Below are 14,804 nucleotides of genomic sequence, written 5' to 3' on the forward strand. Positions count from 1 at the left end.
GGGCTGATCCGATGGCTTTGGGGCCACGCCTTGACCTGAGGCAGAGCCAGTCGCTGGTGATGACGCCGCAGCTGCAGCAGGCGATCCGTCTGCTCGCGCTGTCGAATATCGAGATCGAGGCATTCATCGGCGAGGAGCTGGAGCGCAATCCGCTGCTCGAACTGGGCGGCGAAGACGGTGGCGGCGATATCCAGCTGGGCGGGGTCGATGCGGTGTTCGATGCGCCCGCCGCGCCGCTATCCGATGGCGAACCGGTGGGCAGCGACGAGCTGATCGGCGCCGGGATGGGCGAGATCGACCGCCCGCTCGACATCGACCTCAACGGCGAGGTGTTCCACCACGACAGCGTCAGCGACTGTCCCGAGCGCGCAGCGGGCGAGGGCGCAGCCGGGCTGGATGGGGCGCTGTCGCTCAACGACATCGCCACCGGTGGCGGTGCGGACAGCGATGGCTGGGAAGATTCGCTCGAATATGATCTGTCGCTGCGTGAACATCTGCATGCCCAGGCGGGGATCGTGCTATCGGGCGTGCAGCTGTTCATCGGGCGGCATCTGATCGAGCTGATCGACGAGAACGGCTATCTGCGTGGCGATCTGCTGCAGGTCTCGCACCAGCTGGGCGTGCCGCTCGTCGAGGTGGAGGCCGCGCTGGCGGCGGTGCAGACGCTCGAGCCCACCGGCGTCGGTGCCCGCGATCTTGCCGAATGCCTCGCGCTGCAGGCGAAGGAGGCGGACCGCTACGATCCGTGCATGGCGCGGCTGATCGACAATCTGGAACTGCTGGCGCGCGGCGCGCTGCCGCAGCTCAAGCGCCTGTGCCGGGTCGATGACGAGGATCTGGCCGACATGATCGCCGAGCTGCGCCAATATGATCCCAAGCCCGGCAGCCGCTTCGGTGGATCGAGCATCGAGGCGGTGGTGCCCGACCTGTTCGTGCTCGAGCGCGAAGGCAAATGGATGATCGAGATCAACAGCGCCACGTTGCCGCGGCTGCTGGTCAACCGCTCCTATGCGGTGTCGCTCACCGGCGGGCGGCACGATGCCAAGTCCAAGGCGTGGCTTGGCGAATGCCTGGCCGAGGCCAACTGGCTGGTGAAAGCGCTCGACCAGCGCCAGCGCACGATCATCAAGGTGGCGAGCGAGATCGTGAAGCAGCAGGAAGGCTTTTTCCGCAACGGCGTCACGCATTTGCGCCCGCTGACGCTGCGCAGCGTGGCCGACGCGATCGAAATGCACGAATCGACCGTCAGCCGCGTCACCAGCCACAAATATCTGAGCTGCGCGCGCGGGCTGTTCGAGCTCAAATATTTCTTCACCAGCGCGATCCAGGCGACCGATGGCGGCGACGCCGTCTCCGCCTCTGCGGTCAAGAGCCATATCAAGGCGCTGATCGACGAGGAGGATGCGAAGAACATCCTGTCCGACGATCAGCTGGTCGACATGCTCAAGGAACGCGGTTTCGACATCGCGCGGCGCACGGTCGCCAAATATCGCGAGGCTTTGGGGCTCGGCTCCTCGGTCCAGCGCCGCCGCCAGAAGAAGCTGCAGGGCGCGCGGTGATCGATCGCCCCCTGCCGCAAGCGGCGGGGGCTCCGGATCACTGCAGCGTCACGCGCGGGTCGTCGCTGTCGCGCCGGCCGAAGAACTGCATCAGCTGCACCAGCAGATCGGCACGCACCTTCAGCCCTTCGGCTTCCAGCAGCGCCTGCTTGGCCGCCGCATCGAACGGGGCGATCTGCGCGATACCGTTGACCAGCGAGCGATCATCCAGCCGCGCCACCGAATCCCAGTCGACGCTATAGCCCTGCGCATTGGCAAAGCGCTGCGATTCGCGTTCCAGGCTGGCGCGCTCGACGCTGGACAGCGCCTGGTCGATCTCGTTCTCCTCGATCAGCTCGGCCTCGATCTGGCGGAAGGGCGTGGTGACATCCAGTTCGCGCAGCACGCGGAACCGGGCAAAGCCTTCGAGCACGAGATTGTACCGGCCATCCTCGAGCGCCTCGACATCGACGATGCGGCCGACACAGCCCATGTCGAACAGCGGGGGCGGCTCGCCGCCCCCACGCGGCTGGATCATGCCGATCTGCCGGTCGCGTGCCATCGCGTCGCTGACCAGCGCGCGGTAGCGCGGCTCGAAGATATGCAGCGGCACCTGCAGTCCGGGGAACAGGATGACCCCGGTCAGCGGAAAGATCGATATGCGCTGGGCTACCATTGCGGCTATCGTCCTCAGCCGAACAGCGCGGCGGAAAGCTTGCGCCGCGTGGCCGAGACCCAGGGGTCCTCGAGGCCCACCGCTTCGAAGATCTGCAACAGCCGCGCGCGGGCCGCGCCCTCGTTCCAGTCCTTGTCGGCGCGCACGATGGCAAGCAGATGATCGGCCGCCTCGTCGCGCGAGCCGGCAGCGAACAACGCGACGGCGAGCTCGAACCGCGCGGCATGATCGTCGGCATTCGCCTCGACCGCAGCGCGCAGCCCTGCAATCTCGCTGTCGTCGGCCTTGTCGGCGACCAGCGCCAGAGCCGACCTGGCGCGCTCCAGCAGCGGATCGGACGCGATTTCGGGCGGCAGGTCGTCGAGCAGCGCCTGTGCTTCTGCGGTCTTGCCCGCCGCAGTGAGCGAGCGAACCAGCCCGGCAATGGCTGCCACGCTATCGGGCACCATATCCAGAATCTGCGCAAAAATGCCTGCAGCGCGCTCGCCATCGCCTTCGGCCAGCACCTCCTCGCCCATGTCGAGCAGCGGCGCGATATCCGGGCCCTGCGGCGCGCCATCGCCTGCCTGGATCGGCAGCTTGTCGAGCAGCTGGTCGATGATGCCCGCAAGCTGCGATTCGGTCCGTGCGTTGGTCAGGTTGGCGACCGGCTGGCCCTGGAACATCGCATAGACGGTGGGGATCGACTGGATCTGGAACTGCGAGGCGATGAAACGTTCCTCGTCGACATTGACCTTGACCAGCACCACGCCACGGTCGGCATATTGGTCGGCGATCTTCTCGAGCACCGGGGTCAGCGCCTTGCACGGGCCGCACCATTCGGCCCAGAAATCGAGAATGACCAGCTTGGTCATCGACGGCTCGACCACATTCTTGCGGAATGCCTCGACCGCCTTGTGCTCCTCGGTCGTCAAACCCATGCTTGCCAAATCAAATGCTCCTGCTGCCTGGCGCGCCTGCCCTTGTTTCGGCATGGCCCTGGGGAGGTCGCTCCTCCCGTGTTGCGCGCGCCCTTATCCGAAACCCCAAGATGGTGCGCAAGCGGCTTATGCCAAGCCCCGCAAAAGGAATCGTCGCGAATCGAAAATAGGGGCTTGCCGGACCAGAAAGCCGCTGCTAATTGCGCGCCTCACCCGCTGGACCGACACACCGGACCAGCCGCCGAGCGGGCGTAGCTCAGGGGTAGAGCACAACCTTGCCAAGGTTGGGGTCGAGGGTTCGAATCCCTTCGCCCGCTCCAGTTTTCTCCCAGAAAACCAATTGTTTGAACCTCGCGAAGCTCGCGAGGCGCTGGTGACAACGGGCGAGTTCCTAACGATTGTCACCACATTGTCACCGGGCCAAATCCGGCTGGGGACAACTCAGGCGTGCTCACTTCTCATCCAGATGGACAATTACGCGTCCGGCGGTTGGATTAGGCCATGCATGCGGGAGTGCCAGTGCAGTGATTTGCCCGCTCCTGCGCAGAACCAACCACTCGTTTAGCCGCTGATCCCTGGGCTCGAAGCCTGTCCTCCTTCAATCAACCCGTGAAGGGTCCGCTACGCATGCGCGTGCGGCCGCAGCCTTGCTGCGGTGATTGCGTCCAGTCTCCGGCCTGTGGGGCGACTGTCGAGCGGGTTGGTCCGCTCCTCGACAGGAGCCACATCATGCCACTTGCAACTGCACAATCGCTTGGCTGGAACCTCTCCCGGACGTTGATGACGGTGATCGTCCTCATCAAGACCGGCCAAGGATATTTCGTAATCCCCGCCGATGAATTCGATGGCGACCCCGAACAGGTCGTTCGTGAATATGACCCATTCGCCCGTTGACCTTAGGCAGAATCGGACTTTTCGAACCAACTTCCGTCGTGCTAATCTTCCAGTGCAGATTGCGCTGAGGTGGTGGTGGCGAGCGCGTCCAGACAAGGGACGCTTATGACCATTTTCCTCATCCTTGGGGCCGCTGCAGGCTTTTACATGCTATGGCTGCTCTTCCGGCTCGCCAGCCTCGCCCTGCCAGTATGCGTCGCGACCGGCACGGGCTTTGCCCTACTCCGCCACGAATTCGGCTATCCGGCAGCAATCCTCGCTGCCTTTGGCGCTGGCATCGCCACGCTGCTCATCGGCCAACTTCTGGTCGCTTTTACCCGATCTCCGTTGCTCAGGCTGGCGATCGCGCTGCTTTTTGCTGTGCCTGCTGCTTTCGCCGGATATCAGGCCGCGCACAGCCTTGGTTCGTTGGCAACAAACAGCAGCTCTGTATTGGCAATTCTCGGTTCGATTGCAGCGTTCGCCACATCCGCTTCAGCCTGGCAAAGTGTGATGGGCGGCAGCGATCATAACAACGCAAACTCGGCAGACGGCCGGTCCTTGAGCAGCAATCCTCATCCGGGCGGAGCAATCATTAGCGACTAGGGGCAACGCTGTGTTGGCTGTGCGCTTCGATACAACGACGAGCGGTTTGGCTGGTTTCAAAGCCGTCTAAACCGGAAACCTCACAACGGTGAAACTGCGATCTACGTCAAGGATGCCATTTCCTGCAGGATCGCACCAGTACGGCCTCTTTCGACACGCGCCTATGTCAGCAAGACGCTTCGCTTGGCATACTTGCCGCAACGGCGCGTTTCGGACTTTCTTCCCCCGGCGTGCCGCCGTTCCTCGCGAGGCAAGAAAGACCGATCACCCCGTCCTTCGCTAACGCTACGGGCTGACGCTGCAGCGTCTGCCACTGACTGACCTTCATCCGCGCATCGAGGCCGCACTGGAGCGGTCCGACTAACGGAAAAGGAAATACTCATGGCAAAGATCGGCAACTTCAAGAAGGTTTCGGGAGAGCTCCGGGGCCAGATCGCCACTCTTGCACTTCAGGCCAAATCGGTTCGTATCGTCGCAGACGAAAGCACCAGCCCCAACGCTCCCAGCCACCGCGTCCTCGTCGGCGAAATCGAGGTCGGCGCCGCATGGGAAAAGCGTACCCAGGATGACCGGCCCTACCTCTCGGTCAAACTTGATGATCCAAGCTTTGTTGCCCCAATCTTCGCCCAGCTCTTCGAAGCCGAAGACGGTAGCCATGATCTGGTCTGGAACCGTCCTGCCCGACGCAGCGATAGCTGAACCGCGAAGTCATCGCCCGGGTAACACCGGGCGATGACGAATCCCTAGTATATTGGGTGGCAGTATATTAGGCTTCCGCCGACCCACGAGGCATGAAGCTTCGGGAGATTTTTGCGACGAATTTAAGGCGAATGCGTCACGCCAGTGGGCTTTCGCAGGAGGAATTGGCGCATCGTGCCGGAATCAACCGCAACTATGTTGGCCTTCTTGAACGCGCGGCCAATTCGCCGACGCTCGACACCATCGAACGACTCGCAGAAGAACTTGGAGTCGCCCCGGCCCGCTTCTTTGATGACCAAGCGGATCATTGACCGGAAGTCGCCTCCACTCCACCGAACCAGCAACGCAAATTTACAATTTCTCAACCGCAGCAAGCAGATGCTGGTACCTGCTCGTGCGCGGCATGACATGGGATGGTCCGAGCGTTATGCGGAAAGACGCATAACGCTCTCGCGATTTAGGGAGAAGGATGGCCTGCTTCTCCGCTCGCCTTGCGATGAGGCAGCCATTAAACTGGCAGGGCGCCAAGGAGGGACCTATGTCGGCTCCTGATTTTGAAGATCAACCACCGTTGATGGACCGGCTGAGTGCTTATGACGAGCGCCACCTGGTGACATATCTGCGCCTTCTCGACGCTGAGAAAGACGGCGCATCATGGGAAGAAGCCGCGGCGATCATCTTTGCAATCGACCCCGCCAAAGAGCCCGAGCGCGCCAAGCTGGTTCACGACAGCCACCTTGCTCGTGCCAAATGGATGACGCAGAGCGGCTACCGTCATTTGCTGGACCCGCGCGCGAACTAAACTCCGAAGCTTCCACCGTTCTGGCGCAATCGATTGTGCCTGCCTCGCTGATAGCGCGCCACAGACTCCAGCACTTCTCGGACCTTGCCGGTAGCATGATCGTCCGACTCGAAAAAACCTCACAGGAGAGCTGTGATGGAGGAGAAGCCCGACTGGCGTTCGGAGAGTTACGCCAAAGCCTTTGAAGGACACGACCGTGCTGACTTCGCGCAGGAATTTCTGCGCCGCAATCCTGATTATCGCGAACAATATGCTCGTGCCATCGACGCAGCGCCGATAGCGCGCAAACGTCTGGCCAAGCACTGGGGGTTGGTCTTTCGCGGCAGACCCTGAACATACCGCCACGCAAAGCCCCGCCATCTGGGACCCTTCCGCATCCGCTACAATTATCCGGCTGCAACCGGATCCAGCCATGACCGGCAGCTTCAATAAGCTTACCGCTGGCAAAGGTGCGACGGTCATCGCCAGCCATATCTCCGATCAATCGTCACATCTGGTGCTGACATCGAGCGGACGACGCTATCGGCTGACTATCTCAACAGGAGCATCCGATACCGACCCGCTCACCTATATGCTGCCTGCGGACACCTTTTGGGAACTGCGAAGGACCGCAATGTCGGCTTTCCATGAACATATTCATCTTGGTCGGCTGCGTCAGCGACCAGTTTCCCTCGACCCGGGGCCGTCCGAACGCTGGCGTTTGGTGCAATGGTTGAGGCTGCTCGATGCATTGCCTGAAGGTGTCAGCGCACGCGAACTCGCAGTTGACCTGATTGCCCGCGATGCGCGCCACTACTCCGCAGCTGAATGGGATGGCTCAAGCGAGCGCAAGCGGATTGGCCGCTGGCACCGCCACGCGCTCGCAGTCCGCGACGGCGGCTACCGTCGCCTGTTGAACGCCATCTGATCGGGACATTCCAGACAGTCGCGATATGTCCGTTCACCCAATTCCCTGAAAATCCGATCACTCGCCTCCTGCTCGCCGGTCCAACCCCGTGTGTCCGGCTCTTCACAGGAGGATCGTCATGGATGGAGAATTTGTACCCGTCGTTCCGCGCTACGTCCGAACGCCAGACGCAGCCGTTCACCTTGGGCTTTCCGCTCGCACGCTGGAGAAGCATCGGTGCTACGGAACAGGGCCAGCCTTTCACAAGCTGGGGCGCCGTATCGTCTATGCCATCGCTGACCTGGACGCCTGGGCACAGAATGGACGCCGCAACTCGACGTCGGACCCTGGAAAAGGCATCTGTCTGTCCGCTCGGCCGGTGCGCCGCTGATGCAAGCTTTTGGCACCGCAGCGCAGCTTGAGCTGTTCCGCTCGGTCCCAGGCGAGATCGCAGCACGGGACGCGCAAGATCTCATGGCGTGGCCATTCTTCAGTCTCGCCAAATCAAAGCGCTGCACACCGATCGATTTTACGATGGGCGCGACGTGGATTTCAGTCGAGGCCGTGCCGGAGCATGGCATGGCAACCATCTGGGACGCCGACATCCTGATCTGGGCGGCTAGCCAGCTCGTCGAGGCCCGCGATGCAGGAAGACCCACGTCGCGCCTCATTGCGGCTCGACCGCACGAAATCCTGACCTTCATCGGGCGCGGGACTGGCAAGGACCATTATGAGCGGCTGCGCGCGGCGCTTGACCGGCTGCAATCCACCACCGTTGCGACGTCAATCCGGCAACAGCACCAACGCCGCCGCCACCGTTTCTCCTGGATCAACGAATGGCGGGAAACACTGGACGACCATGGCCGGGCGACCGGCATCGAGATGATCCTGCCAGACTGGTTCTATGCAGGCGTGCTCGACAGAGGGCTGATCCTGACCATCGACCGGGCCTATTTCAGCCTGACTGGCGGCGTGGAGCGCTGGCTTTACCGGATTGTGCGCAAGCATGGCGGCCATCAGCGCGGTGGCTGGAGCTTCGACGTTCCGCACCTGCATCTCAAATCAGGCGCGCTCTCGCCGCTCAAGCAATTCGCGTTCGAGCTGCGCACGATCGTCCGGCAGCAGTCGCTTCCGGGCTACCATTTGAGCCTCGCGCACAGCTTCGGCCGCGAGCGGCTGATTTTCAAACCCATCCCCGTCGACTCGTTCGTCGCTGCGGCCCGGCGCGTTGGCTTGCCTGTGGAGAAGTTGCCATGACGCTCGGCCTATCGAAAACCGCCAGACTCGGCCCATCGAAAACCCGATCCTCGGCCTATCGGAAACCCGATTGTGCCGGAAACCCGCAGAAATCTGCGACAGATCGGCTGCTCTCTAACGATGCTAATAGAAAAGAATCCTTCGGATTCTTGCTAACGGCTTGGTCGCCTGTGGAAAAAGCTGGCGCAGCGCCGACGCTTCCAGACCTCGGGATCGGCGCTCTGCGCTCACGGTCGGGACGGCAATCATGAGCAGTCCGGCATTGCAACGGTCTGCCGCCAGACCGCAACCACGCAGCGCATTGACCGAGGTCGAACTGACCTGGATCGAGAAGCGCTACGAGCAATGGATCCGCTTCGGCCGCATGGCGACGGATCGGATCATCAACCGCCGCACACGCATCGTCGGCTTCCGTCCTGGGACAACCTTCGCGTTTGTGCGCTGGTTGTCGAACGACTTCGGAACGGTTCACTCCAGCATCGACATCGTCACCGCCGTCAAACCCGGCGAGGCTTACACGACGCTGCCATTCGTGCGCCCGGGCGGTGAAATCCTGTTGCATATCGAAGGCTGGCCCAAGGTGGCACAAGTGCTCCAGGCCATTGATGCCGTAGAAGCTGCCGGGGTCGATCCGTGCGACGCATCACCCGATCATTGGCGCCATGTCTGCAACCGCTTGAGCGCCGGAATGCCGGCTCGCGCCTATACGGCTGAGCGCCACGCAGCCTGGCTTCGGCGCAAGGCGCTCGAAGCGTGAGCCGCCGTCCGTATCTGCGCGCGACGATGCTATCGGCATGCCTGTTCAGCGCCGGATTTGCCGCCGTCGCTGTGCGGTCACCGCGACCGCAGTTGATGTGGAACGCGAGCGCCAGCGCGCCCATCGGTCTCTACCGGATCGATAGCGATGCGCCTGTGACGCTCGGCCAGCTCGTCGCTGTCGCGCCTAGCGCCGAGATTGCCCGATTTCTCGATGACCGCCGCTATCTGCCGTCCGGCGTGCCGCTCATGAAGCATGTTGCGGCTTTGCCGGGTCAGCAGGTCTGCCGCGTCGGTGCAGTCATCACGATCGATGGACGGCCAATGGCTGTGGCCAAATTGCAGGACCGAATGGGTCGCGCGCTGCCTGTCTGGCGCGGCTGCCATAAGGTCGGTGCCAGTGAAATCTTCCTCCTCAATCCTGCCCCCGACAGTCTCGACGGGCGCTATTTCGGGGTGCTCCCGGCAGCAGGCCTGATCGGCACCGCGCGCCCGGTCCTCACACGCAATGCACCCGGAGAGCCGCTGCGCTGGCATGTGCCAGACAGACCCACCTCTTTCCCGACGACCAACCAGGAGATCAAGCCATGATGATCGGCGACTTTCAATCCACGCAGGACGGCTTTGCAGGCCGCATCAGGACGCTCATGCTTGATGCTGCTGTGACACTTGTTCCAGCGCCTGCAAACGACAGCGAGAATTCGCCCGACTGGCGCGTTCTGCTTGGCGATGCGGACACCGGCATCGAAATCGGTGCGGGATGGAATCGCACCGGCGAGCGCGCCGGCGCCTATGTCGCGGCGCAGATCGATGACCCGGCTTTTGTCCAGCCTTTGCGCGCCAATCTACTGCGCTCGATGGGTAGGCATGACGAACATCACCTGCTCTGGTCACGTCCGACACATCGTGATCGGAGATAGCCATGGATCGTCGTTCGCGCTCCGCGAGCAGGCGGCGTCCATTGCGGATCGCCTATAGTCTGCACCGCTATCTGCTCCTTCCCGGTCTGTGCCTCGCACTTGGTGTCAGTTCAGTGGCCGCACTGCAGGCAGCGTCTACTACCGGGCCAGACCAGTTCGCGGCCCATCCTTATGCACCGCATGTCGCGGAAGCCTCCCAGCGCTTCGGGATACCCGAACTCTGGATCTGGGCGGTCATGCGGGCTGAAAGCCGGGGCAATTCCCGCGCGGTTTCGCCAGCAGGAGCGATGGGCCTGATGCAGATCATGCCGGGCACCTGGACAATGCTCACCGAGCGCCACCGGCTTGGCTCTGATCCGTTCGATGTCCGCTCCAATATTCTCGGCGGGACAGCCTATCTGCGGGCTATGTGGGACCGGTACGGCGACGTCAGCCTGATGCTGGCGGCCTACAATGCCGGGCCGGGCCGGGCGGATGATTATGCAAATGGCCGTCGGCGGCTACCTGCAGAGACAGTCAGCTATGTTGCTCAGATCACTCCAAGTCTTGGCATAGCCAGCACTGCGGCCCTTGCTGCAAATCCGGCACCAGCTATGCAATCTTGGCGTCACGCGGCGCTGTTTGCAGCGCGTGACGATGGCGACGCAGAAGTCATGACCGATGCAACTGCCGTGCAGCCGGAGCGCGCGATCAGTGCACCACCACCGGCTTCTTCGCAGCCCGATGAACCGGCTCCGCACCCTCTGTTTATCCCGCTTTCGCCGCGGATCCCGTGATGGTGTTCTCAGTCGCAGTTCTGACGATCACGGCGATTTGCGGGCTAGTTCCGGCGGTTTGGCAGGCGTGGGAGCGAGAGGTCAGTTTTGGAGGGCAAGATAAAAGGACTGCCAGCTGGCTAGTCCTATGTGGTTGGGATGATTGGCAAATATTGTATGGCAAGAAAGTATGCCTGCCAGACGCTGATTTGAATTCGGCTTTATTTTCAATCCAAAATAGTATGGCACACCGCCCATGAGCGGGGACGACAATGAATTTCGTGTCCGGCCGGGAAGGGGGAGGGACAGCGGCAAGGGCGCGGGCCAAAGAGGCCAGAAGCTGGCAGCACAGGTACGCCGTGCTGCAGCACGATCAGGCCAGACGCGCCTACGCAGAGGTGGGTCGCGAACTGGCCGAAGCTCTGGCAGAGCGGGCCGAGGTCGGCTTGCGCTTGCCGCTATGCGACACCGCTCGCCGGGTCAGCGGCGCGTTACTGTGCTGGCCCGTATCGTCCGGCACAAAGGCGCGCAATATCGCGCCGCGCCGCTTGCTCGCCACATCTCCTATCTCGAACGCGACGGGGTGACCCGCGACGGGCGCGATGCATCCATGCTCGATGCCCGCTCTGACGAGAGTGATCGCGATGCCTTTGCCAAGCGGTGCGAGGATGACCGGCACCACTTCCGCTTCATCGTCAGTCCCGAAGATGCTGGCGACATGCAGGACCTGCGAGACTTCACCCGCGAGTTGATGACCGACATGGCCAAAGATCTCGGCACCAAGCTGGACTGGGTGGCGGTCGACCATTGGAACACCGACAATCCGCACATTCATATCCTTGTGCGCGGTGTGGCTGATGACGGCACCGACCTGATCATCGACCGCGGCTACATCAGTGACGGCCTGCGCCGCCGCGCCGAGGAGCGCGTAACGCTTGAACTCGGACCGCGCAGTGAACTGGATATCCGCACGGCGCTTGAACGCGAAGTCGATGCCGAACGGTGGACTGGTCTTGACCGCCAGCTCGTGCAGCTCGGCGAGAACATGGCGGGCCGTGTCGACCTTCGCCCTGGCGGCGATGGCGAAACCGGCATGCGCCGTCTGCTCATCGGCCGTGCCGCCAAGCTGGAACAGCTCGGGCTTGCCTCCCGCGAAGGTCCTGCAGTCTGGACCATTGATCCCGGTGCCGAGCGCGCCTTGCGCGATCTTTCGGTCCGCAACGACATCATCAAGACCATGCACCGCGCCATGACCCGGGACGGCGGACGCTTCGATCCATCTGCCCTGGCCCTGCACTCAAAGACGCCCAGTGACCCCATTGTCGGGCGTCTGGTCGAGCGCGGTCTGCAGGATGAACTGGCGGGCAGCGCCTACGCCATCGTCGATGGCACCGATGGCCGCACGCATCACTTACGCTTCGACGACATGGACATGACCGGCGATGCGAGACCGGGATCAATCGTCGAGCTCAGATCTTGGGAGGACGCCAAAGGCCAGACCCGGTTCTCGCTGGCAACGCGGTCGGACGTCGCCCTTGCGGACCAGATCACATCGCCAGGCGCAACATGGCTCGATCGCCAACTGGTCGCGCGCGGACCAGTAACAACAGGCAATGGCTTCGGGCTCGAAGTGCGCGACGCGATGGAAGCGCGCGCGCAGCATCTCGAGGCGCAGGGCCTCGCGCGCCGACAGGGGCAAAGACTGATCCTCGCGCAAGATCTGATCGGCACGCTTCGGAACGAGGAGCTTGCGTCGACTGCGCAAGCGATCGCCGCGCGGACCGGGCTTGAGCACAAATCATCGGCGACCGGCGACTACGTAAGCGGCATCTACCGCGAGCGCGTGGCTCTGTCGTCCGGTCGGTTCGCGATGATCGATGATGGCATGAGCTTCCACCTCGTGCCGTGGCGACCAGCGCTCGACAAACATCTGGCGCAACACATCACAGGCACCATGTCGCCCGGCGGGACGGTCGATTGGAGCTTGGGTCGCGGGCGGGGGATCGGCCTGTGACGCACCATTCCCTACAGGACCAAAGCCCATGAATGACAAGATCCTCTGGGGCCAGATACTGGCCGTGTTCGCAATTATCCTGCTCACCATCTGGAGCGCCACCCAGTGGGCCGCCGCCGCACTAGGCTATCAGTCGGAACTGGGAGAGCCGTGGTTCTGGATCGGCGCTTCCCCCATCTATCCTCCTCCGGCTTTCTTCTGGTGGTGGTTCGCATTCGATGCCTATGCACCGACAGTATTCGAGCGCGGTGCCCTCATCGCAGTATCAGGCGGATTCCTGTCCTTCATCGTTGCTATTGCCATGTCCGTCTGGCGCGCCCGCGAGCGCCGGAAGGCGGAAACATTCGGCTCTGCCCGCTGGGCCAATGCAGGTGAAATCCGCAAGGCCGGCATGCTCGGCGATGCCGGCGTAATCCTTGGCCGGTTCGGCGGATCGTATCTGCGCCACGACGGCCCCGAACATATCCTCTGCTTCGCGCCCACACGGTCGGGTAAAGGTGTCGGTCTGGTCGTTCCAACCCTGCTGACCTGGCCAGGATCGGCGATCATTCACGACATCAAGGGCGAGAACTGGCAGCTCACGGCAGGCTTCCGCGCTCGCCATGGCCGGGTCCTGCTGTTTGATCCGACCAATCCCGCTTCCGCAGCCTACAATCCTCTGCTCGAGGTCCGGCGCGGCGAATGGGAAGTGCGCGATGTACAGAATGTCGCCGACGTGCTGGTGGATCCTGAAGGCAGCCTCGAGAAGCGCAACCACTGGGAAAAGACCAGCCACGCTTTGCTTGTCGGCGCGATCCTTCACGTGCTCTACGCCGAGAAGGACAAGTCGCTCGCCGGGGTCGCAGCGTTCCTGTCCGATCCGCGCTGCGGGATCGAAACGACGCTGCACCGGATGAAAGCCACCCGGCATCTTGGAGACAAAGGTGTACACCCCGTCGTGGCCGCAGCGGCGCAGGAATTGCTCAACAAATCGGACAATGAGCGGTCCGGCGTGCTGTCGACCGCGATGTCGTTCCTTGGCCTCTACCGGGATCCGGTGGTGGCCAAGGTCACCAGCGCATCGCATTGGCGCATCGCTGATCTGATGGCCGGTCCGCATCCAACCTCGCTGTATCTCGTCATTCCGCCAGGCGACATAAGCCGAACCAAGCCGTTGATCCGTCTCATCCTCAACCAGATCGGTCGTCGGCTGACCGAAGATCTCAACCCTGGCAAGCGCCCGCAGCGCCTGCTTCTCATGCTCGACGAGTTTCCGGCCCTCGGACGGCTCGACTTCTTCGAAAGCGCGCTGGCCTTCATGGCGGGCTACGGGATCAAGGCGTTCCTGATCGCGCAGTCACTGAACCAGATCGAGAAGGCCTATGGCCAGAACAATGCCATCCTCGACAACTGTCACGTCCGGGTCAGTTTTGCGACCAATGACGAGCGGACCGCCAAGCGTATATCCGACGCCCTTGGAACCGCGACAGAAATGCGCGCCATGAAAAACTATGCAGGACACCGACTTTCACCGTGGCTAGGGCACCTCATGGTGTCGCGCTCGGAGACGGCGCGGGCCTTGCTTACGCCCGGCGAAGTCATGCAACTGCCGCCCGATGATGAAATCATCATGGCCGCCGGGCTCCCACCAATCCGCGCGCGCAAGGCCCGCTATTTCCTAGACCCGCGATTAAACATGCGTGTGCTCGAGCCACCGAAGCCAGTACATGCCACTATCGCGAAAGCTGCTACAGATGATTGGTCTGGCCTCGAACCCATCCAAACCGAACAGCTTCTTCAGGTTCTCAATGCCAATGGACCGTCTGCAGCTAGCGAGGCTTTGACACCCACCACACCTAGGGCCTCCGTCAAGAAGCGAAGCACAAAGTCGAAAGCCGACAATCAGGCCGACACCAGCGGCATCCGCCGTGAACCCGGCCTGCCTGAGCATGAGAATATCGCGCCAGAGCCGGATCGCCCGTTCAACCCGTTCGACCCCGACGCTGACACGTCGCAAGATGAGAATGCGCAGAACCGGCGGGCCATTGACCGCGCAATGCGGCGCAATGCGCGCACTGCTTCGCTCGACCCAGATGATGGAATCGAGCTGTGAAGAAGCCTGA

18 protein-coding genes and 1 tRNA gene are annotated in these 14,804 nt (G+C 62.4%); 17 read left to right on the forward strand and 2 right to left on the reverse strand.

Going from position 1 to position 14,804, the window contains the following annotated elements:
• The first annotated feature begins 11 nt into the window (after positions 1–11).
• On the forward strand, positions 12–1,559 hold the full coding sequence (gene rpoN / locus C7451_RS12925; RefSeq protein WP_110299379.1) for an RNA polymerase factor sigma-54: 1,548 nt from the start codon (positions 12–14) through the stop codon (positions 1,557–1,559).
• Positions 1,560–1,596: 37 nt separating this feature from the next.
• On the opposite strand, the gene C7451_RS12930 is transcribed toward rpoN, so the two are convergent.
• On the reverse strand, positions 1,597–2,214 hold the full coding sequence (locus tag C7451_RS12930) for an LON peptidase substrate-binding domain-containing protein (protein ID WP_110299380.1): 618 nt from the start codon (positions 2,212–2,214) through the stop codon (positions 1,597–1,599).
• Positions 2,215–2,228: 14 nt separating this feature from the next.
• Positions 2,229–3,134 carry a tetratricopeptide repeat protein gene (locus C7451_RS12935; RefSeq protein WP_110299381.1) on the reverse strand — a complete coding sequence of 302 codons (906 nt, stop codon included), beginning with the start codon at positions 3,132–3,134 and terminating at the stop codon, positions 2,229–2,231.
• Between the two features lie 245 nt (positions 3,135–3,379).
• Between C7451_RS12935 and C7451_RS12940 the strand changes: the two genes are divergently transcribed.
• From C7451_RS12940 to C7451_RS13010, 16 genes are all read left to right on the forward strand, one after another.
• A tRNA-Gly gene (locus C7451_RS12940) sits at positions 3,380–3,454 on the forward strand.
• Between the two features lie 409 nt (positions 3,455–3,863).
• A complete protein-coding gene (locus tag C7451_RS20005; protein WP_167398546.1) occupies positions 3,864–4,028 on the forward strand; it encodes a hypothetical protein in 165 nt (54 codons plus the stop codon).
• Positions 4,029–4,133: 105 nt separating this feature from the next.
• Positions 4,134–4,613, forward strand: a complete 480-nt coding sequence (locus C7451_RS12945) for a hypothetical protein (RefSeq protein ID WP_110299382.1) — start codon at positions 4,134–4,136, stop codon at positions 4,611–4,613.
• A gap of 381 nt (positions 4,614–4,994) precedes the next feature.
• Entirely contained in the window at positions 4,995–5,312 is a 318-nt protein-coding gene (locus C7451_RS12950; RefSeq protein WP_110299383.1) for a DUF736 domain-containing protein, read from the forward strand.
• 131 nt (positions 5,313–5,443) lie between these two features.
• The gene (locus C7451_RS12955) at positions 5,444–5,623 is read left to right on the forward strand and encodes a helix-turn-helix domain-containing protein (protein WP_244181864.1); all 180 of its coding nucleotides are present in this window, start codon (positions 5,444–5,446) and stop codon (positions 5,621–5,623) included.
• Positions 5,624–5,850: 227 nt separating this feature from the next.
• Positions 5,851–6,114 carry a DNA -binding domain-containing protein gene (locus C7451_RS12960; RefSeq protein WP_110299385.1) on the forward strand — a complete coding sequence of 88 codons (264 nt, stop codon included), beginning with the start codon at positions 5,851–5,853 and terminating at the stop codon, positions 6,112–6,114.
• A gap of 135 nt (positions 6,115–6,249) precedes the next feature.
• On the forward strand, positions 6,250–6,447 hold the full coding sequence (locus C7451_RS12965) for a transcriptional regulator domain-containing protein (RefSeq protein WP_110299386.1): 198 nt from the start codon (positions 6,250–6,252) through the stop codon (positions 6,445–6,447).
• 79 nt (positions 6,448–6,526) lie between these two features.
• Positions 6,527–7,021: a DUF2285 domain-containing protein gene (locus tag C7451_RS12970; protein WP_244181866.1), complete on the forward strand. Its 495-nt coding sequence runs from the start codon at positions 6,527–6,529 to the stop codon at positions 7,019–7,021.
• Positions 7,022–7,139: 118 nt separating this feature from the next.
• Positions 7,140–7,391: a helix-turn-helix transcriptional regulator gene (locus C7451_RS12975; RefSeq protein WP_081097054.1), complete on the forward strand. Its 252-nt coding sequence runs from the start codon at positions 7,140–7,142 to the stop codon at positions 7,389–7,391.
• Entirely contained in the window at positions 7,391–8,257 is an 867-nt protein-coding gene (locus C7451_RS12980) for a replication initiator protein A (RefSeq protein WP_110299387.1), read from the forward strand. The genes C7451_RS12975 and C7451_RS12980 overlap by 1 nt, the downstream gene beginning before the upstream one ends.
• A gap of 247 nt (positions 8,258–8,504) precedes the next feature.
• Entirely contained in the window at positions 8,505–9,014 is a 510-nt protein-coding gene (locus tag C7451_RS12985; RefSeq protein WP_110299388.1) for a DUF2840 domain-containing protein, read from the forward strand.
• On the forward strand, positions 9,011–9,604 hold the full coding sequence (locus tag C7451_RS12990) for a S26 family signal peptidase (RefSeq protein WP_110299389.1): 594 nt from the start codon (positions 9,011–9,013) through the stop codon (positions 9,602–9,604). The genes C7451_RS12985 and C7451_RS12990 overlap by 4 nt, the downstream gene beginning before the upstream one ends.
• Positions 9,601–9,933, forward strand: coding sequence for a DUF736 domain-containing protein (locus tag C7451_RS12995; protein WP_110299390.1), 333 nt, complete (start codon positions 9,601–9,603; stop codon positions 9,931–9,933). Before C7451_RS12990 ends, C7451_RS12995 begins: the two co-directional genes overlap by 4 nt.
• Positions 9,934–9,935: 2 nt before the next feature.
• Positions 9,936–10,709, forward strand: a complete 774-nt coding sequence (locus tag C7451_RS13000; RefSeq protein WP_110299391.1) for a lytic transglycosylase domain-containing protein — start codon at positions 9,936–9,938, stop codon at positions 10,707–10,709.
• A gap of 235 nt (positions 10,710–10,944) precedes the next feature.
• On the forward strand, positions 10,945–12,702 hold the full coding sequence (locus C7451_RS13005) for a relaxase/mobilization nuclease domain-containing protein (protein ID WP_110299392.1): 1,758 nt from the start codon (positions 10,945–10,947) through the stop codon (positions 12,700–12,702).
• Between the two features lie 28 nt (positions 12,703–12,730).
• Entirely contained in the window at positions 12,731–14,794 is a 2,064-nt protein-coding gene (locus C7451_RS13010) for a conjugal transfer protein TraG (RefSeq protein WP_110299393.1), read from the forward strand.
• Positions 14,795–14,804 lie beyond the last annotated feature (10 nt).

Origin of the sequence: Blastomonas natatoria (genome assembly GCF_003201955.1) — a bacterium.
Lineage (GTDB): Bacteria > Pseudomonadota > Alphaproteobacteria > Sphingomonadales > Sphingomonadaceae > Blastomonas > Blastomonas natatoria.

Bases quoted from the DNA above. Each gene is read 5' to 3' on its own strand.
- C7451_RS12945 (WP_110299382.1), top strand. From the start codon at position 4,134: ATGACCATTTTCCTCATCCTTGGGGCCGCTGCAGGCTTTTACATGCTA.
- C7451_RS12930 (WP_110299380.1), bottom strand. From the start codon at position 2,214: ATGGTAGCCCAGCGCATATCGATCTTTCCGCTGACCGGGGTCATCCTG.
- C7451_RS12965 (WP_110299386.1), top strand. From the start codon at position 6,250: ATGGAGGAGAAGCCCGACTGGCGTTCGGAGAGTTACGCCAAAGCCTTT.
- C7451_RS12970 (WP_244181866.1), top strand. From the start codon at position 6,527: ATGACCGGCAGCTTCAATAAGCTTACCGCTGGCAAAGGTGCGACGGTC.
- C7451_RS12960 (WP_110299385.1), top strand. From the start codon at position 5,851: ATGTCGGCTCCTGATTTTGAAGATCAACCACCGTTGATGGACCGGCTG.
- C7451_RS12985 (WP_110299388.1), top strand. From the start codon at position 8,505: ATGAGCAGTCCGGCATTGCAACGGTCTGCCGCCAGACCGCAACCACGC.
- C7451_RS12980 (WP_110299387.1), top strand. From the start codon at position 7,391: ATGCAAGCTTTTGGCACCGCAGCGCAGCTTGAGCTGTTCCGCTCGGTC.
- C7451_RS12950 (WP_110299383.1), top strand. From the start codon at position 4,995: ATGGCAAAGATCGGCAACTTCAAGAAGGTTTCGGGAGAGCTCCGGGGC.
- rpoN (WP_110299379.1), top strand. From the start codon at position 12: ATGGCTTTGGGGCCACGCCTTGACCTGAGGCAGAGCCAGTCGCTGGTG.
- C7451_RS12955 (WP_244181864.1), top strand. From the start codon at position 5,444: ATGCGTCACGCCAGTGGGCTTTCGCAGGAGGAATTGGCGCATCGTGCC.
- C7451_RS12935 (WP_110299381.1), bottom strand. From the start codon at position 3,134: ATGGGTTTGACGACCGAGGAGCACAAGGCGGTCGAGGCATTCCGCAAG.
- C7451_RS13000 (WP_110299391.1), top strand. From the start codon at position 9,936: ATGGATCGTCGTTCGCGCTCCGCGAGCAGGCGGCGTCCATTGCGGATC.
- C7451_RS20005 (WP_167398546.1), top strand. From the start codon at position 3,864: ATGCCACTTGCAACTGCACAATCGCTTGGCTGGAACCTCTCCCGGACG.
- C7451_RS12995 (WP_110299390.1), top strand. From the start codon at position 9,601: ATGATGATCGGCGACTTTCAATCCACGCAGGACGGCTTTGCAGGCCGC.
- C7451_RS12975 (WP_081097054.1), top strand. From the start codon at position 7,140: ATGGATGGAGAATTTGTACCCGTCGTTCCGCGCTACGTCCGAACGCCA.
- C7451_RS13005 (WP_110299392.1), top strand. From the start codon at position 10,945: ATGAGCGGGGACGACAATGAATTTCGTGTCCGGCCGGGAAGGGGGAGG.
- C7451_RS13010 (WP_110299393.1), top strand. From the start codon at position 12,731: ATGAATGACAAGATCCTCTGGGGCCAGATACTGGCCGTGTTCGCAATT.